The following is a 22,357-nucleotide window of genomic DNA, read 5'->3' on the forward strand; positions in this document are numbered from 1 at the left end:
TCCCTGTTTTTAATCAAATGTGATTCATTTAATCCGGGTGTGTCTGTTGAATGTTGTCCGTAAGGACATCTGATATGTATTACGCTAGTCGCCGGACTGCAGGAATCGAGGAAACCCTTTTTGTAGCTGCCATACAGTAAAAGCAGCCATTGTTTGCTGTTTTATGGCAGATGAATACCATATATAAAAACCTTTGCGAATATGTTTTGAGTCACCCATTTACGTGAAACCCGAACTGTTAAATCAAGAAAACCCTTTTCACCTGAATAAATACATTCAGTTAATCCGACCTGACAGGTGGAAGCCCTGGTCTATTACTGCCTGATATAAATACCGGTCTTCCGGAATAAGGATAACCTGTGTGTTTAACCTAAAACTGTTACCTGATGGAAAAGAAGTATTTGCCAATATCTCAATATCAGAGATCTTTTTTTGTAGAGTGGGCATTGGCGCCGGAAAGCAGTATATATAATGTTTCGAAAATCTATGCGGTTGACGGGATGTTTAATAAAGATGTATTCATCGCTGCCTGCAGTAAATTGATAAAAGATGATGACATACTTCATGCTACATTCAGTGAAGATGGAACTACCTGTTATTATAATAACTTCCCCATTGAAGATTTTATTATAGATGAAGCGACGGATGATATAATAGATATCCGGGAGCAGCTGCTGGATATTATCAACCGGCCCTTCGATCTGGTCAAAGGCCCTTTGCTGCGGATACATCTGCTCGACAATACCAGCCGTGATGGAAAAAGTTATATCGCTTTTTGCATGAACCATATCATAGCAGACGGTATAGGCTTTGAAAGCATTATCAGTAAGGTAAGCCGTGCCTGGACTGCACAGGTGTTGCACTTGCCGGATGAACCGGTCGTATCACCCTCCCGTATCGCCTGCATTGAAAAGGAAAAGAGATTACTGACGCCGGAAAGCAGTGCGGCAGCCAGACAATTCTGGCATGACTATATTGGTGAACTGCCGCTGGTAGCGGATTTGCCGATAATGAAACACGCTGCACAGGAAGATACGGCCGGAGAAACCCTGTTCTTCGAACTGACCGGAGAAACCCTGACAGCCCTACACCAATATACCAAACGGCATAAAGTGTCCATATTTACTATACTGGCAGCAGTATATGGTGTTGTAGTGTCGCGTTACTGCAGCCAGCCGGGAATTATTCTGAGTTATGCTGTGAATATGCGGCCTCCCGGCTTCCCGGATATTACAGGATCTTTCGTTAATAACCTGCCCCTGAAGATCGAAACGGATAAGTATGATACCTTGATTGCGCTGATCAAAGCACTTGTTTCGGAAAGAAAGGAGGTAAAACCGCACCAGCACTATGTGCTCTCTGAAATTATCCATGACCAGCGGAAGATAAAGGAAGAAGACAGTACGGATTATTTCAATGTAGGATTTACGGAAACGTATATGAGCAGTGTGCCCATCTCACTGGAAGGGCTACACGTGGAGGAGATTGATTTTCCGCTGAGCAATGAATCCATTTACTGGATGTCGCTGATGTATGACCGGAGAAATAAGGATGCCTTCAAATTCAGGCTGATATACCGGAAGAACATCATCAGCTCGTTTGTGGCGGAAGGCGTTATCCGTTCGTTCCTGGAGCTGCTGCGTAAAACGGTTACAGTGGAAGATCTTCCGCTGAAAGATTACTGCCTGCTCAACAGCAGTGATTATTCCAATGTTTTATATAACTGGAACGCAACAACGAAACCATATGCATCCGGAAAAACCATTCATCAGCTGTTTGAGGAACAGGTGGCGCTAACCCCTGATGCAACGGCATTGGTATATGGCAACAGCCAGCTGACCTACCACGAACTCAATGAACGTGCCAACCGCCTGGCAGCTTATCTGCAGGCTACCTACGCCATCAGACCAGATGAGCTGGTGGCCCTTTGCCTCAGCAGATCAGAACACCTGGTAATTGCTGTCCTGGCAGTACTGAAATCGGGGGCGGCCTATGTGCCTATAGATCCAGGCTTCCCTTCCGGACGTATAACCTGGATCCTCTCTGATACTGCAGCCAGAGTGGTGTTAACCAACGAATCCTATGCAGCTGCACTCGATAATGACCTGAGTCTGGCTGTTGAAAGTATTGACAGTATTGAATTTCAATCGATGTTAGGAGAGACATACAGTGGCGTTACTCCTGAAACGATCAGCCAGGCAGGTGACCTGGCTTATGTTATTTATACCAGCGGCACTACCGGTCAGCCCAAAGGTGTAATGGTAGAGCACAATAGCGTGATCAACCTGATCACGGAGATGATTGAAATACATCAGTTAGATAAATACCGGAATATAGGCTGTTATTCAAATTATGTGTTTGATGCCTTTGTGTATGAAACCTTTCCGGTATTGTGCAATGGTAATTGTCTATATCTGTATAGTGATGAAATCAGAAATGCACCGGATGAATTGGTGGCATATGCGCATCAGCATCATATAGCCGTTTCGTTTATCCCACCGGTATTGTTGCCTGCATTTGCAGCCATGGATGCGGGTTTTCAGTTAATATTTACAGGGGGAGAAAAACTGCCTGACCTGAAAAAGCCCTTGCAGGCAGTGCTTATCAATGAATACGGACCTACGGAAGCAACCGTATGTGCTACTTTTCATCGTTGTACGGATGATAACAACAGAATAATTGGACGCCCTGTGGCCAATACTACCTTGTATGTGCTGGACTCTCATCTGATACCGGTGCCGGTAGGAGCCACCGGTGAGTTATACATCGGTGGGGCCGGGGTAACACGGGGATACCTGAATCAGCCTGAGCTAACACAGGAGCGCTTTCTTGCCAATCCCTTCCAGACTGCTTCAGAGAAAGAAAAAAATATTAATAGCCGTATCTATAAAACCGGTGACCTCGTCAGATACCTGCCAGACGGTAATCTGGAATACATCGGTCGCAACGATTTTCAGGTGAAAATCCGCGGACACAGAATTGAGCCCGGAGAAATAGAAAACCGTTTAAGTGCTTTCCCTGAAATCAGACAGGCTGCCATGGTGGTAAAGAACAGAGCTTCCGGGAGTGGCAATTATCTCGCGGCCTATTATGTGTCGGACCATGAAATAGAGCCGCAGTTACTACTGGACTATCTGGCTGAACACCTGCCTGATTACATGGTGCCGGCTGCATTGATACACCTGACATCTTTACCGCTGACGGTGAATGGAAAATTGAACTACCGTGCGCTCCCCGAGCCACAGTTGCCGGACAGCGCAGCGACCCAGACAGCGGAGAATGACACGGAGAGAGTATTATGTGAAATTTATGCCGAAGTGCTGGGACTGAATACCACACAAGTAGGTGTTCATGATGATTTTTTCCGATTGGGAGGAGACAGTATCGTAAGCATACTGTTGGTAAGTAGGCTAAGACAGCGTGCAGGCATTAACGTGAATGTGAAAGATATCTTCCGGAACAGAACCATCCGGCAGTTGTATACCCACAAAATATCAAAGTCTGTTGCCACCATTCCGGCTGTTGTCACTGAACAGGGAATACTCACCGGTAAGGCCGGTCTGTTGCCGGTACAGGCCTGGTTCTTCGATCAGGTGGCCTGCGGTACTTTCCCTGCCTTCCATCACTGGAACCAGTCTTTCCTGATTCATGTACCTCCGCTGAACAAAGAACTGCTGGGGATGAGTATCCTGAAACTGATCAATTACCATGACGGGCTGCGCTTTTATTATCCGGTGGATAAGGAGGTTGCTGGCGGTTATGTGCAGCATTACGGAGATGAGGTAAATGCCGTCATGATCAAATATCTGGATATCGCCACTATGGATAATGAGGAACTTACAGCGTGGCAGGCCGGTTTTAATATCTCTGAAGGGCCGCTGCTGCAGGTGGGTTACCTGGAAGGCTTTGCTGACGGTAGCGCCAGAATTTATTTTGCGGCGCATCACCTGCTGTTGGATACGGTTAGCTGGCGCATCATCTGTGAGGATACAGAAAAAATATATAATTATTTATTAGAAGCGCAGCAAAACCAGGCTGAAAGGGATTTCCTGGCTACGGTGCCGGCTACTGTAATACTGGGCTCCAAAGGAAGTAGCTATCGTCAATGGGTAAACGCTGTTGCTGCTTACGCTCCGACAGACGGAAAAACTGCAGAAGATGAACTGGCTTGGTGGTCGGCTATTAATGCCGGTATTCCTGCTGGCAACGCCTTGCTATCTGCTATGAGGGTGGAAATGCCCGCCCGGACCACATTCTCGCTGGACCATCAACTTACGGAATGTTTGCTGCGTGAAGTAGGGCATGTTTATCAAACCCAGGTGAATGATATCTTATTGAGTGCATTGGGAATAGCGCTGTCATCGCTGACGGGGTTTGATCATCATCATGTTTTGCTGGAAGGCCACGGACGGGAATTTATTTCACCGTCGGTGGATGTGACCCATACTACCGGATGGTTTACGACCATGTACCCGGTTGAAATTGTGACCCCGGCTGCCAATATCGCTACACAACTGGTAACCGTCAAGGAAATGCTGCGTAGCATTCCTTCCGGAGGGCTGGGCTATGGCGCATTACAAGGTTATACCACTTCGGCATTGCCACTGATCAGTTTCAACTACCTTGGTCAGTTCGACAGGCAGCGGCCTGATGGTGCTCAAGGTTGGTATATCTCCGGAGAAAGCAGCGGGCAGTTTGTGTCTGCGGCCAATCATCCGCATACCCTGATTGATTTCCTGGGCAGGGTCGTTGATGGATGTCTTCAGTTTGATATCTCCGGAAATATCCCTGTTGCAGCTTTGTCTGCGCTGGCGGAGAATTACAGGGCGGCATTGGAAACCATTGTACATTATCTGAAATCATCTCCGCGGAGTTATCTGACGGTGAGTGATATCGATCATATTATATCAGCACAATATCTTGATAAGCTACAGGCAGACCGTGAAATAACAAACGTATACCTGGCGGGCAGCCTGCAGGAGGGCTTTATATCACATGCATTGAACCAGGGTGCAGCCAATGACGCCTATGGGGTACAGCTGGTATGGGAATACCGCTGCCCTTTGCAGGAAACACTGTTGCAACAGGCCTGGCAATATGCGCCGGAGAAATTCAATGCTTTGCGGCTTCGTTTCCATTGGGAGGAAGAACTGATACAGGTGATTGATAAGAAGGGAATTTTTCCATGGAGATATGAAGATATCAGCCATCTGCCGGAAAATGAACAGGATGCTTACCTGCAGCATCTGCTGGCTGAAGATAAGGCTGTACCGTTTGAACTTTCTGCCGGTAATCTCTACAGAATATACCTGATAAAAAAACAAACAGACCGGTATGCCTTCATTTTCAGTAACCACCATGCTATACTGGATGGCTGGAGTATGTCGCTGCTGCTGAGTTTTGTACACGATGTTTACCGGCATTTGCAAAAAGGACAGCCTTACCATGTTGAGCCTGACCATGCTTATACCGCTGCACAACATTATCTGCAGCAGCACCGGCAACAACATGACGCCTACTGGAATGCCCGGATGGCACAGCTTTCAACCAGAGAAGATCTGAGTAGTCTGCTCCGGCCGGAGCAACGGCACATCGTATTGTCTGATTACAGGCATGTCAGATTACATCAGGAACTGACTACAACGGTAACGGGTGAACGTTATCAGGCACTGAAAAGGTTTTGCTCCGCCTATGGATTTACCCTCAATGCTGTATTACAGTATTGCTGGCACCGGCTACTGAGTATTTATGGAAACAGCAATACTACAGTTGTAGGCATGACCATGGCCGGGCGTAATCTGCCAGTGGATGATATAGAACTGTCTGTAGGCCTGTTCATTAATACCCTGCCGGTTATCATGGAACACGATGCCGGTACAGTAGTCGCCGCCATCAGTAAATTACAGGCACATATTAATGACGCCAACAGCCACACTGTTATCCAGCTCTCCCGGTTACAACAGGAAGGAAGACGACTGTTCAATACACTGTTTGTATTCGAAAATTACCCGGTACCACTGGACCGCTCAGGAGATGAATTGCCCCTGTATTTTAAAGAAAGTACAGACCAGCTGGATTATCCGCTGGGAGTGATCCTGGTCGAACGCCCGGGAGAAGTACTGCTGCGACTGAAATATGCCGGCGAGTTATTTAGCAGTGAAACCATACATCAGCTGCTGGAAGGCGTATTTATCCTGCTGGACCAGTTGCTGGCAGATCCGCATATTGAAACCTCCCAACTGACTTTCATCACCCCTGAACAGCAGCAGCTGCTAATTACAGACTGGAACAAAACAGCAGAAGATTACCCGTTAGACAAAACTATTCAGCAGCTATTTGAAGAACAGGTGCGTAAAACACCGGACCATACGGCACTGGTGTATGAAAACCACCGTCTGAGTTACCGTGAACTGAATGAAAAGGCCAACCAGGTGGCGGCTTATCTGCATGCACAATATGCTGTAAAGCCTGATGATCTGATAGGACTATACCTGGAGAGAACGGAATATATGATCATTGCTATCCTGGGTGTATTAAAATCCGGAGCAGCTTATGTACCGGTAGACCTGACATATCCTGATGACAGGGTAGCGTATATCCTCTCCGATGCAGGAGCCAGAGTGGTGCTGACAGACAGCATGAATGAGGAAAACCTGCAACGTATCATGGATAGCTTGCCGGTTATAGTGGAGATAGTAGAAGATATTTGCCATGCTAGCCCAAAATCGATATCCAGCCCAGGGCTTCAGACCTCGGGCACATCAGCCAATATGTGTTTTGTGCTCTATACGAGCGGTACTACAGGCAACCCGAAAGGTGTGATGATAGAACATCGTAATGAACTGAATATCATCTACGGCATCCGGGATGCTTATGAATTCAGTCATCAGGCCAGGATTGTATTGTTTGCCACTTATGTGTTTGATATGTCGGTGTCCGAAATTTTAAGCGCCCTGCTGTTCGGAAATACCCTATATGTCCTGGGAACAAAGGTGAGAACAGATGTAACGGCTGTCAGCCAATATCTTCTGGACCATGAAATAAACTACGTATATCTGCCACCGGTAATGTTGGCGGCATTACCGCGTATAGCCTATCCTCACCTGAGAGGCATTACCTATGCCGGTGAGCCCTGTGATCAGGAAACCGGTAAATACTGGGCATCTCGTCTGAGGCTGTATAACTATTACGGCCCTACGGAAACCAATATTGCCACCGGCAAACTGATCGTCGGTGGAGATACGCACCTGATCGGCCGCCCGATTGGTAATACCAGCTGTTATGTGGTGGACAGTGCCCTGCGACCTTTGCCCTTGGGAGCCATTGGTGAATTGTATATCGGCGGTGCTGCTGTGGCCCGCGGATACTTTAATCTGCCTGAATTGACCCAGCAGCGGTTTATAGCCAATCCTTTTCAGTCGGATGAAGAGAAGGAAAAAAATATCAACGGCCGTTTATACAAAACCGGTGACCTGGTAAGATATCATCCGGATGGTAATCTCGAGTATATAGGCCGCAATGATTTTCAGGTAAAAATCCGCGGATACAGGATAGAGCCCGGAGAGGTGGAAAGCCGTTTGAATGCTTATCCGGCGATCAGACAGGCTGTAGTGCTGGTGAAAGAACATCCCGGCGGAGGCAAATACCTGGCCGGTTATTACGTGGCCGATGAAATGCCTGACCAGGATGCAGTAAGAAGTTATCTGGAAGCATACCTGCCCGACTATATGGTGCCTGCTGCGCTGATATACATGCCGGAATTTCCGGTGACCGTCAACGGAAAGCTGGACCGCCGTGCCCTTCCGGAACCGGCATTTACGGGCATCAGCAGCTACCAGGCACCTGAAAATGAAACTGAGCTGAAACTGACCGGCGTATTTGCCGCTGTACTTGGCCTGGAGGCCACAAAGATCAGTGTGCAGGATGATTTTTTCCGGTTAGGAGGAAACAGTATTCTGGCGATACGCCTTATCAACAAGCTGAATGCTGAAATGAAATCCGGCCTGCATGTAGCAGAAGTGTTTAACTGCCGCACGATACGCCGCCTCGCAGAAGCCTTGCTGGAAGGAACAGGTGGCAGTGTAAGAATCACAGCTCCGGTAATAGTCAGTCCGGATGAACAACTATTATCTTTTTCACAGGAACGATTATGGTTTATTGACCGCTATGAACGAGGTACCCATGCATTTAACCTGCCGCTGGTACTCCGGCTGGAACCTGATCTGGATAAAGATCTTATGTTACAGGCGCTGCACGCTGTTGTACACCGACATGAAGTGTTGAGAAGTATTGTCACCATTAACAAAGAAGGCAAAGCCTGTCAGCAGGTGATGGATGATGCTGTCCGGCCGCTGACCATTGAAACGGTGGAATCGTATAGCCGTGCTGATCTGGATGACCAGCTCTCACAACAGGCTGGACGGGTATTCAGGCTGGACGAAGAATATCCGCTGCATGCGTGCTTGTACACACTGCATCGCGGAGGTAGCCGTGGCAACGAGTATTACCTTGGTCTGGTATTACATCATATTGCCTCTGATGGCTGGTCTGAAGATATCCTGCTTCATGAGCTGCAGCAATATTATCATCATTATACAAACAATCCGGAACAACAGCACAGCGATCCTGTATTACCTCCCTTACCTGTGCAGTACCGGGATTATGCGCTGTGGCAGCGCAACTATCTGCAGGGGCCTGTGCTGGAACGGCAGTTGCATTACTGGAAACAGCAGCTGGCTGGCTATGAAACGCTGTACCTGCCTGCCGATAAGCCCAGGCCGGCAAAAGTGAGTTATGAAGGCGCTACCATCTCTTTCACACTCGATAAAACCCTGAGCAACGACCTGAGGGCTGTTTCACGCAATCTGGAAGTGAGCATGTACAGCCTGTTGCTGGGTGGATATTACCTGTTGTTGTCGGGTTACAGCAACCAGCAGGATATTATTGTGGGAAGCCCCGTATCCAACAGGCATCACGGAGATATTGCGCACCTGATCGGTTCTTTTGTAAATATGCTGCCCCTGAGGATGCAGATAGATCCTGAACAGCCACTGACTGATTTTATCCGGCAGGTGAGCACAGCTGTAATCGATGCACAGCTGCATCAGGACCTGCCGTTTGAAAAACTCGTAGAAGAACTGCATACAGCGCCGGACCTATCGCGTCATCCTATCTTTCAAGTGATGTTCAGCGTGCAGCATTTTGGCGGAGATACTACTTCCGGCAACCCATTATTTACACGTTATACAACACCTGACGCTGACTATTTTAAGATTGCCAAACATGATCTGAGCATATATCTGGATGATAGTGAAGAAACGATCACAGGTATGTGTAATTACTCGGTACACCTGTTTGAGCTGCCGGCCATAGAGCGTTATGTTGCCGTGTATAAAGAAATACTGCAGCAGCTGGCACAACTGAACGATACCACGCAAACGTCGCGCCGGATCAGGTCTTTACGATACCTGGACAGCCAGCAGTATCAGCAGTTTGTTTATGAGCTGAACAATACGCTGCAGCCTTATCCATCAGGAAAGGCCATTCAGCAGCTGTTTGAAGCACAGGTGGAAAAAACACCGGCCCATATTGCGGTGAAATATGCAGACCGTAGTCTGACCTATGCAACACTAAATGAACAAGCCAACAGGCTGGCTGCGTACTTGCGTGAACGTTATCATCCGCAGCCGGATGACCGTATCGCTTTATATATGGACCGCTCCGAACATATGATAGTGGCCATTCTGGCGATATTGAAGTCGGGAGCCGCCTATGTTCCCATTGATATTGCATATCCGGCAGACAGAGTGGGCTACATCCTGTCCGATGCATCAGCCAGGGCTGTGCTGGTGAGTGACCGCTACCGGGAGAAACTGCTGGAAATTACCATCGACCGGGATATCGATACGATTGTAACTGATAATGCTGCATTTCAGTATATGCTTGCCGGTTACCCCGTGGATAATCCGCTATGTGTCAGCCATGGCGGGCATCTTGCCTACGTTATGTATACCAGCGGTACCACCGGTATTCCCAAAGGGGTGATGGTGGAACATAAAAGCGTGAACAGGCTGGTTAAAAATGTGGACTATGTTAAGATAGCGGAAGAAGACAGTATTTTAGGCATATCCAATTACGCATTCGACGGCTCTGTGTTCGATATCTTCGGGGCATTGCTGAACGGGGCTACGCTGGTAGTGGTTGATAAAGATGTGCTGCAAGACATGAGAAGATTTGATCATCTGCTGGACACACACCGGATCACTGTCTTCTTTATCACTACCGCATTGTTTAATGTATTGGCGGAAGAAGGACTTCCGGGATTAAAACATCTGAAATATATTCTGTTTGGTGGAGAGCTGGTATCGCTCAAACATGTGCTGGCATTTCATGAAAAGTATAGTCATGTTAATCTGGTGCATGTTTATGGCCCTACAGAGTCTACAACATTCGCCACCTCTTTCCTGTGCAATAATCAAATAGTTATCGCTACCGGCACGGTGCCTATTGGCCGGCCATTATCCAATACTACCGCATATGTGCTGGATACCCACCTTAATCCGCTGCCTCCCGGCGCCACCGGTGAGTTGTATGTCGGTGGGGAAGGAGTGGCAAGAGGTTATCTCAATATGCCTGAACTAACGGCTGCACGCTTTATTCCCAATCCTTTCAGAACAGCCGCTGAAAAAGAAAAGCATATCAACAGCCATCTTTATAAAACCGGCGACCTGGTAAAATATCTGCCGGATGGAAATATTGAATATATCAGCCGTACAGATTTTCAGGTGAAGATCCGTGGATACCGTATTGAGCTGGGTGAAATCGTGCACCGCATGGAAACGTATCCGGGTATCAGACAGGCATTTGTGGTAGTGAAAGAAAAATCGCACGGTGACAAATACCTTGCTGGTTATTATGTGGCTGATACCGCATTAGATCAGGATGTATTGCTGGGTTATATCGGTGCTTATCTGCCGGCCTATATGGTGCCGCTGGCCATGATACATCTGCCGGAGCTGCCACTTACTATCAACGGGAAAGTGGATCACCGCCTGCTTCCGGAGCCGGTGCTCACGAACACCGGTCATTATCAGCAACCAGAGAATGAGACGGAAGAAAGGTTATGTGTGCTGTTTGGAGAAATACTGGGACTGGATGCTGGTAATATTGATGTAGAAGAAGATTTCTTCCGCCTGGGCGGAAATAGTATACTGGCTATCCGTCTGGTAAACCGGTTGAATGCCGAATGGGAAACAGGTATCAACCTGGCGGATGTGTTTACAGGAGGCGCTGTCCGTAAGCTCGCGCAACAACTGCAGGACAGCGTTGTCGGTCATGTAAAAATTTTGCCGCAGGAAATTACGGATCCGGAGCAACAGCTGCTATCTTTTGCACAGGAGCGTCTGTGGTTTATCGAAAACTATGAAGGCGGTAGTAATGCCTATAACATACCGCTGGTACTGAAACTTCAGCCGGGTGTGAATCCGGAAAGCATGCTGCTGGCGCTGCGTGCGGTGGTGCATCGTCATGAAGTGCTGAGGAGTGTTATCCGTACCGGTAAACATGGTGACAGTTATCAGGAAGTGCTGGATGATATCGTATATCCGTTGCCGGTGATCAGGAAGGAAGTCGCTACCATAGCAGCACTGGATGAAATGCTGTCTGCGCTGACACACCATGTGTTTAAACTGGAAGAAGAATATCCGGTGGCAGCAGGGCTTTATGCATTAAACAAAGAATACTATCTGGGTATTGTCCTGCACCATATTGCCTTCGATGGTTGGTCTGCCACTATCTTTCTGCGGGAAATACAACAGTATTATCATCACTATCAGGAACTGGCTACGGAAGAAAGACACTTACCTGCTCCGCTGACGCTGCAGTATAAGGATTTTGCCTTATGGCAGCGCAGCTATCTTGCGGGTGAGGTGCTGACTGAGCAACTGGCCTACTGGAAGGAACAACTGACGGACTATGAAACGCTGCAGCTGCCTGCAGATAAGCCCCGGCCGGCATTCGTGAATTATGAAGGGGCTACTATTCTTTTTACCATAGACAAAATTACCAGCGATCAGCTGAAAGCATTATCCCGGGAACTGGAAGTGAGTACGTTCAGTTTGTTGCTGAGCGCATACTATCTGTTGTTGAGCGGCTACAGTGGCCAGCGGGATATCGTAGTAGGCAGCCCTGTTTCCAACCGCCATTACAGCGAGATAGCAGACCTGATTGGATTCTTCGTTAACACCCTGGCGCTGAGACAGGAGATAAACCCTGAACAGCGGATAACAGACTTTATCCGTCAGGTTGGGGCTTCCGTTATTACCGCACAACTGCATCAGGACCTGCCTTTTGAAAAGCTGGTGGACGAACTGAAAATAGAACCCGATGCTTCCCGTCACCCTGTTTACCAGGTAATCTTTAGTGTACAACATTTCGGAGAAGAAGAAGCCAACGAATTATTTATTCCGTTTTATCAAAACCAGCACCATAACATTGCTAAATATGACCTCGGTGTTGCACTGGACGACAGCGGCGAAGAGATACGTGGTGTGTTTAACTATGCTACCGGATTGTTTAATGCCGCCACCATCGAAGGATATATTACTGTTTATAAGGAAATATTAGGTCAGCTGGTGCAGCTTCACAACAAAGACCAGCAACATCTTCCTTTGAAATCTGTTCATTACCTGAACAGAGAACAGCAGGCTGCAATGCTATATGATCAAAACAATACAGCCAGTGCTTTCCCTACTGATAAAACCCTGCACAAACTATTTGAAGAACAGGCCGCTGCCACCCCGGAGCAGGTGGCGCTGATCTCCGGCGATCTTCGACTGACTTATCGCGAGCTGAATGAGAAAGCTAACCAGCTGGCCGCATACCTGAGACAACAGTACGATATTCAACCCGGTGATCTTATCGGGCTTTATCTCGACCGCTCGGAATACATGCTGATAGCGATATTGGGCGTACTTAAGTCGGGAGCGGCCTATGTGCCGGTGGATATTGCTTATCCTGAAGAAAGGATCAATTATATACTGACGGATATTTCTCCACGTGTAATCGTTACCGGTAGTATATACCAGGATAAACTGGAGAAGATCCAGACATCGGCCATTATTGCTATTGACAGTGAAGCCTTTGAAAATGCATTATCTGTTTGTCCGGTGGTGAATCCGGCGCCACTCAGCGGCGCAGAAGATCTTGCCTATGTGATGTATACAAGCGGAACTACCGGTTTGCCCAAGGGGGTGATGGTTACACACAGGAATGTATGCCGCCTGGTGAAGAATACGGACTATGTGAGTTTTGAGGCAACAGACAGGATATTGGGCATTTCCAATTATGCATTCGACGGTTCCGTATTTGATATCTTTGGCCCGCTGCTACATGGCGCTGCGCTGGTGATCGCGGCAAGAGAAGTTTTCCTGGATACAGCCCTGTTACAGGATACGATCACCCGTTATGATATCTCTGTCATATTTATTACAACGCCGTTGTTTCATACATTGGTGGATGTGGCGCTGCCCTGCCTGAAGAACCTCCGACTGATTCTTGCCGGTGGAGAACAGATGTCGAACACCCACGTGAAAAAATTCCTGGAGGCAGAAGGGAATGCAGTGCTGAAGAATGTATACGGACCTACGGAAACAACCACTTTTGCAACCGCATATGAATGTAAAGCAGGGCATCCGTTACCAGCCATTATTCCGATAGGCCGGCCTATTGCCAATACTACCACTTATATACTGGATGCGTCTCTGCGGCCTGTGCCGGCGGGTGCTACCGGTGAACTGTATATCGGTGGAGAAGGCGTGGCGCGGGGGTATTTAAACAAAACTACGCTCACGGAAGAACGTTTTATTGCCAATCCTTTCCGTACGGAAAAGGAGAAACAGGATGGGCTTAATGCGCGCCTGTATAAAACCGGTGATCTGGTAAAAGGTCTGCCTGATGGCAACATTGTATTCCTGGGCCGTAACGATACCCAGGTGAAGGTACGCGGTTACCGTATGGAATTAAGTGAAATTGAAGGGTGCCTGTTTTCTTTTCCTGGTATTAAGCAGGCGGTGGTAGTGGTGAGAGAGCAGGAGGGAGGTACCAGATATCTGGCCGGCTATTATGTGGCAGATGATGCACCCGATCAGGATGTGCTGCAGCGCTATCTGGGAGAATTTCTACCTGAGTATATGGTACCACAGGCATTGATGCGCCTGGAGAAGTTACCGCTGAATATTAACGGCAAACTGGAACGCCGTGCCCTTCCTGATCCGCAGTTGACAAATCAGCGTACCTACGAAGCACCGGCCAATGCAACAGAAGAGAAATTATGCGTGGTATTTGGTGAAGTGCTGAATATTGACCCATCTGAGATCAGTGTGCATGACGACTTTTTCCGGTTGGGTGGTAACAGTATTCTGATCATTCGTCTGGTAAACCGGCTGAATGCCTTGCTGGACAGTCATGTCAGCGTAGCAGCCGTTTTTACTGAAAGAACGGTCCGTAATATCGCTGTCCGTTTACAACGTACTGCAGATCATAGTGTGAAGATAACTGCCCCGGTTGTCACTTCTCCGGAAGAACAATTGTTGTCCTTTGCACAGGAACGGTTATGGTTTATCGAAAACTATGAAGGTGGTAGTAATGCTTATAATGTTCCGCTGGTGATGCAGCTGCATCCGGCAGTAGACAAGGATTTGCTGTTACTGGCTTTGCAGGCTGTTATTCGCCGCCATGAGGTATTGAGAAGTGTGATCAGGATTAACCACGCCGGCACGGGTTATCAGCAGGTGCTGGATGCTGCTGCTGATATCATACAGGAAGTGGTATCAGATGATGAAGCGTTGGATATTGCCCTGGCAGCACAAGCTAGTGATGTGTTTAAGCTGGATAAGGAGCCGCCGCTGAAGATAGCGCTCTATACCCTTTACGCAGGGGACGCTACGGAACATTATCTGAGTCTGGTGCTACATCATATTGCTTTTGACGGATGGTCTACCGATATTTTACTCCGGGACTTATTTGATTATTATAAATATTACGAAGCACTTGCTGTTGGAGAGATTGTACAGGCACCTGCGCCATTGTCATTGCAGTATAAGGATTTTGCCTTGTGGCAGCGCCATTACCTGAAAGGCGCTGTGCTGCATCAACAGCTGTCTTACTGGAGCAATAAATTATCCGGCTATGAAACCCTGCATCTGCCAACAGACAAGCCGCGCCCGGCACATTTTAACTATACCGGCGCTGATATTCCTTTTGTGATAGATAAGGCTACCAGTGAGGGTTTGCGGGCTATCTCGCGGGAACTGGAAGTGAGCCTTTACAGTGTGCTGCTGAGTGGTTATTACCTGTTACTGAGTGCTTACAGCCATCAGCGGGATATTGTAGTGGGGAGCCCTGTTGCGAACAGACATTACGGGGAGATAGCAGACCTGATTGGCTTTTTTGTCAATACGCTGGTATTGCGGGAAGAAATAGATCCGAACCAACGGATAACGGACTTCATCCGCCAGGTGGGAGCTTCGGTGATGGATGCACAGTTACATCAGGACCTGCCTTTTGAGAAACTGCTGGATGAGTTGCAGGTAGAACCGGATGTGTCGCGCCATCCGGTGGTCCAGACTGTTTTTGGTATGCATCATTTTGGGGGAACAGATGCCACCGGCGACCTGTTTATTCCCTACAATAACAGTGAGCATTACCATATCGCCAAATACGATCTGAGTACCTACCTGGACGACAGCAGCGAAGAGATTACAGGTCTCTTTAACTATGCCGTCAGCCTTTTTGAGGCTACTACGATCCAAGGATATATTACTACCTATAAAGAAATTTTACAGCAACTGGCGGTTGCCGGGAAGGAGCTACAGATAAAATCACTGCGTTATCAGTCGGCAACAGAACGTACAACATCGCTGGCCCAATGGAATAATCCGTTACAGGCGTTTCCGACGGACAGGCCTGTTCACCGGCTGTTTGAGGAGCAGGCTGCTGCTCATCCTGAGCGCACTGCTGTTGTTTTTGAAGATATACAACTGTCTTATGCTGAGCTGAATACCCGTGCTGATGAGCTGGCGACATATATACGTTACCGTTATCAGCTGAGGCCGGATGACCTGGTAGGCATCTGCCTGGACCGCTCTGAGCATATGCTGATAGCCATCCTGGCGGTGCTCAAGGCCGGAGCGGCTTATGTGCCCATGGACCCTGCTTATCCTGAAGAAAGAATCGCTTATATTCTTTCGGATACAGGAACAAAAGTGGTGTTAACCAATGAAAAACAGGTGGCACGGCTCTCAGCCCTGTCGGCGGAAATTACCGCTGAGGCTATCGACAACCGGCACTTCGTGTCCGAACAATCTACGTTACCTCCTGTGGTAACCACACCAGAACAGCTGGCTTACGTGATTTATACCAGCGGTACTACCGGTCAGCCCAAAGGTGCGATGATCGAGCATCGTAATGTGTCTCGTTTGTTCCATGCTACAGCTGCCTGGTATCATTTTGATGCCAGCGATGTCTGGACCTTGTTCCACTCCGTCGTGTTCGACTTCAGCGTATGGGAGATATGGGGCGCTTTGTGTTACGGCGGTAAGCTGGTGATTCCCTCAACGGAACAAACCAAAGATCCTTCTCTGTTCTACGACTTGTGTGAGCGTGAAGGCGTGACGGTGCTGAACCAGACACCGGGCGCTTTCTATCAGTTCATCGCCGCGTCACAACAGAAGCCCGTTCGTTTGACACAGCTGCGATATGTGATCTTCGGTGGTGATGCACTGAACCTGGCACAGCTGAAACTCTGGTACGATCTGTATACCGATGATGCCCCCAGGCTGATCAATATGTATGGTATCACGGAAACAACCGTCCATGTGACCTGGAAGGCGCTGCGTGCATCGGAACTGGACAAAGGCTCCCTGATTGGCCGTGTGATCCCTGATCTGCAGGCATACGTGCTGAATGAATACCTGGAGCCACTTCCACAGGGAGCGGTAGGAGAGCTGTATGTAGGAGGTGCCGGCGTATGCCGTGGTTATTTAAACCTGCCATCGTTGACGGCTACACGTTTTATTACTGATCCGTTTACCGGTGGTGATGCGCGGTTATACAAAACTGGTGACCTGGTAAGACAGTTGCCCAATGGCGACCTGGAATACATTGGCCGTGCCGATTTCCAGGTGAAGATCAGGGGATATCGTATAGAGCTGGGTGAGATAGAACACCGCATAGCCAGCTATCCGGGCATAAAACAAGCCGTGGTACTGGTGAAGGAACAGGCCGGAGGTAACAAGTACCTGGCTGCTTATTATGTGGCCGATGAGCCTTTGAATCATGAATCCATCCTGGAATACCTGGGATCCTATCTGCCGGAATACATGCTGCCAGCGGTATTGGTACATCTGCCACAATTACCGTTGACCATCAACGGCAAGCTGGACCGCCGCGCTTTGCCGGAGCCTGTATTTACCGACAGTGATCATTACCGTGCTCCTGAAAACAATACAGAAGCAACCATGTGTGCCATCTACGGCCAGGTGCTGGGCATATCCGCTGATAAGATAGGCGTGGATGATGATTTCTTCCGGCTGGGTGGAGACTCTATCGTGAGTATCCAGCTGGTAAGCCGCCTGCGTCAACAGGCCGGCATTCATATCACCGTAAAAGATATCTTCCGTTACCGTACCATTGCCTTACTATATACAAACGTGATTGCTGCAGGTACTACATCTGCAGTGCAACTGGAAACTGAACAGGGTATCCTGTCCGGAGAAGTGCCGTTGTTGCCGATACAACGCTGGTTCTTTACCAATGTCTCCAACGGCCTGCTGCCGAAGTACCATCACTGGAACCAGTCTTTCCTGATCAGTGTGCCCGTGCTGGATATAACGCTGCTGGAATACACGCTGACAGTATTGCTTAACTACCATGACGGACTGCGTTTACGCTACCGTCCTGATAGTACACAATATTACAGCGAAGAGGTAACAGGCGTGGATATACGTCGCCTGGATATCCATACGCTGGAGACACCAGAAGCCTTACATACTTTACTGAGCTCCTGGCAGGCGGACTTTGACATCTATGGAGACCGGTTATTACAGGCCGGTTACCTGGAAGGCTATGCAGACGGGCGTGCGCGCCTCTTCCTGGCGGTGCACCACCTGCTGATAGACACCGTGAGCTGGCGTATGCTGGTGGCGGATATGGAACGTATATACAATCATTTATCAACTGTAACCACAACGGATACACGTTCACTAATAGGATGGTTAGGTCCTAAAGGCAGCAGCTATCGTCAGTGGACAACGCTCGTCTCCGGTTATGAATTATCTGTAGCAGAGCAGGATTACTGGTCTGAGCTATTGCCGGGAATAAAAGCGGGTAATGCTGTTTTGTCCGGCCTGGCGGTTAAGCATACCAGTCATGCGCAGCTGACGTTGGATGCAGCGTATACCGGCCGTTTATTACGGGAAAGCCATCATGTTTATAACACACAGATCAACGATATTTTATTAAGCGCCCTGGGTGTTGCACTGTCGCGCATCACAGGGGAGAAGAACCATTATATATTGCTGGAAAGTCATGGCCGTGAGATGCTTTCAGCATCGATTGATATCACGCATACCAGTGGCTGGTTTACCACTATGTACCCTGTGCAGATCATCAGTGAAGGAGATGATTATGGCGCGCAGCTGGTATCAGCCAAAGAAACCTTACGCGCAGTACCGGCTAACGGTATCGGCTATGGGATACTCACAGGTTATCATCCTGAAGGTCTGCCTCGTATCAGCTTCAACTACCTGGGACAGTTCGATGGGCAGGAAAGTGCCGACAGCAGTGGATGGCAGCTGACAGGAGAAGACAGCGGGCGGCCCATAGATGCCTCCAATGGAGATCATCACCTGATCAACATCAATGGGTTTGTGATGGGTGGCCGCCTTCAGTTCAATATCACCGGCAATATAGCTGCTGATCTGCTGACTACCCTTGCGGCAGAGTACCAGCGGGAATTGGAAAAAATGATTGAATGGCTGGGCTATGCTCCGCGCACCTGGCTGACAGCCAGCGATACAGACAATATCATCTCTAACGGCTGGTTATCAGTGTTGCAATCCCAGCGGGAAGTGTCCGGTGTTTATTCGGCGGGCAGCCTGCAGGAAGGCTTTATCTACCATGCCTTGCACCAGGGCGATGTAGACGATGCCTACCGCGTACAGTTGTCATGGGACTACCACAACGTTATCAATCCGGGCCTGCTGGAACAAGCCTGGCAGTACGCACAACAGCGCTACAGCGCCCTGCGCCTGCGCTTTGCCTGGGAACATGAGCTGGTACAGATTATAGACCGTCATGGTCATACTGACTGGCACTACCAGGATATCAGTCATCAGGACAAAGCTTCACAGGAGGTGTACCTGAATGAACTGATGGTGCAGGACCGTACCCTGCCCTTCGATCTGTCAGCCGGTAATCTGTTCCGGATATATCTGGTGAAACGCGGAGAGCATGAATGGAGCTGTCTTTTCAGCAACCACCACGCCATACTGGATGGTTGGAGCATGCCGTTGCTGCTCAACTATGTACATGAAGTATATCTGCAGCTGTTGCAGGGCGTACCTGTAGTGGTGCGGGAAGACCAGAGTTATGCGGAGGCACAGCGTTACCTGCAGCAACACCGTCAGGATAATGAAGCTTACTGGACTGCTGCAGTGGCTCAGCTGGAAGGGCAGGAAGACCTGAGCTACCTGCTACGTGCAGACCAGCGCCATATTCGCTTATCGGCTTACCGGCATATTCTGCAGCCGGCAGAAAAGGCGCTGTGGATCAGCGGCACCCGCTATGAAGCGCTGAAACGCCTGTGCGCCACCAATGGCGTAACCCTCAATGCCGTGCTGCAATACTGCTGGCATCGTCAGCTGAGCCTTTACGGTAACTCGCGTACAACCGTAGTGGGCATGACTGTCTCCGGCCGTAACCTGCCCATCAACGATATAGAACAATCCGTAGGGTTATATATCAATACACTTCCGGTGATCATGGAACATGGCGCTGGTAGTGTAATATCAGCCATCAGACATTTACAAAACCATATCAGTGAAGTAAACAGCCGCAGTGATATTCATCTGGGAAAATTGCGGCAGGGCGGACGTTTATTTAACAGCCTGTTTGTATTTGAAAACTACCCGGTTCCAACCGGCGCCGGCGACGAAAATGGCCCCTTGTCCATTAAGTTCAGAAGCAGTGCTGAAAAGCTCGATTATCCTTTGGGAGTCATCGCAGCGGAACAGGGAGCAGCGATCAGATTTAATATCAAATATGCAGCAGAATTGTTTGATGAAACCGTCATTGCGCAGCTGCTTTCCGGTGTGGAACTGATCCTGGAACAACTAACAACACAGCAGGATATCACTACAGCATCGCTGGTACATCTACGCGAAACGCAATACCAGCAAATGATCTTCGGCTGGAACAATACTGCCAATGATTATCCTGCTGATAAAACCATCCATCAGCTGTTTGAAGAGCAGGCAGCAGCCACACCTGATGCTATTGCACTGGTATATGAAGATGTTCGTCTGTCCTATGCGGAGCTGAATGCAAAAGCCAATCAGCTGGCTGCGTATATGCGTCTGCATTATAAGTTGAAACCGGACGACCTGGTTGCGCTGTACCTTGACCGTTCGGCACACATGGTGATGGCAATACTGGCAGTACTGAAAGCCGGCGCAGCATACGTGCCGATAGATATTGCCTACCCGGATGATAGAATAGGCTATATTTTGTCGGATACAGCAACCAGGCTGGTGCTCACTAATGAAGTATATCAGCATAGGCTAATACCGCTCACCACGGCAACTGTTGCGGCAATGGACAGTAACACATTTGTGACAACGCTTGCCACGTTTGCTGTTGACAACCTGTATCATATTAATGCTGCAACCAACCTGGCCTATGTAATGTATACCAGTGGTACCACAGGTATACCTAAGGGTGTCATGGTGGAACACCGTAGTGTGAACCGATTAGTGAAGAATATTGATTATGTTGATTTTACCGTGCAGGATCATGTGCTCGCCATTGCCAATTATGCTTTTGACGGCTCAGTGTTTGATATTTTCGGAGCCTTGCTCAACGGGGGGCAACTGGTGATCGCGCCTGAGTGGGCAGCATTGGATCGGCAACAACTGGAAAACCTGATAGTACAGCATCAGATCAGTATCTGCTTTATCACTACTTCACTGTTTCATCGCCTGGTAGATGAAAATCTATCCTGTCTGAATCTGTTGAAATATATTGTTGCCGGTGGGGAGCAGTTGTCTTACACCCATGCGGTGAAATTCCTTGAACAGACCAGTACCGTAAAGCTGGTTAACGGTTACGGCCCTACGGAAAGTACAACGTTTGCGACTACTTATTTATGTAATAACTATCAGGAGTTATCTTCCGGCATCTTACCTATAGGCCGCCCTATTAACAACACAACGGCATATATACTGGATACTGAACGGAGGCCTGTGCCTGTTGGCGCAGTAGGAGAACTGTATCTGGGTGGGGCCGGTATTGCCCGCGGTTATCTGAAACGGCCGGAGCTGACCGAAGAGCGGTTTGTCGCCAATCCTTTCGGGCATCCGGCCGGAAATGGCAAACTGTATAAAACCGGCGACCTGGCAAGATATCAGCCGGACGGCAATATTGAATACATGGGCCGTACAGACTTCCAGGTGAAGCTGCGTGGTTTCAGAATAGAACCAGGCGAAATAGAAAGCTGTCTGAAGACATATCCCGGTATCAGACAGGCTATCGTGCTGGTGAGGGAAAATCCCGACGGAAACAAGTACCTGGCCGGTTATTATACCACAGCCACTGTATTGGAGAAAGACGGCGTCATCGCACATCTGAAAGAGCGGCTGCCGGAATATATGGTGCCTGCCGCGCTGATAGCGCTCGATGCATTGCCACTGACCATCAATGGTAAAACAGATATCAAAGCATTGCCAGACCCGGGCAACGCCGCAATCAGAGAGTATACACCGCCCGAAAATGAACTGCAGCAACAGCTGGCCGATATCTGGCAGCAGCTGCTGGGCGTACAACGGATAGGTATATACGATGATTTCTTTGAGCTGGGCGGGCATTCCCTGTTAACCATGCAGATGAGCACCCATATCAGGAAATTGACCGGGCTGAATGTATCGCTGAAACGATTATTTCAGTGCAGGGATATTTCTCAGCTTTCCGCATGGCTCGGAATATTGCTCCGGGAGAAACAATACACAGAGAGCGATACAGCATTCGACATATTTGAATTATAACCCGAATAACCCTTTCTATTAATCTATAGGTATTTGAGATA

The 22,357-nt window shown here is 48.6% G+C and carries 1 protein-coding gene; it reads left to right on the forward strand.

From position 1 onward, the window contains the following. The first annotated feature begins 386 nt into the window (after window positions 1–386). Window positions 387–22,316 carry a non-ribosomal peptide synthase/polyketide synthase gene (locus tag KD145_RS00800; protein ID WP_212004034.1) on the forward strand — a complete coding sequence of 7,310 codons (21,930 nt, stop codon included), beginning with the start codon at window positions 387–389 and terminating at the stop codon, window positions 22,314–22,316. The last annotated feature ends 41 nt before the right edge of the window (window positions 22,317–22,357 follow it).

The organism is Chitinophaga sp. HK235 (genome assembly GCF_018255755.1).
In the GTDB taxonomy this organism is placed as follows: Bacteria; Bacteroidota; Bacteroidia; order Chitinophagales; family Chitinophagaceae; genus Chitinophaga.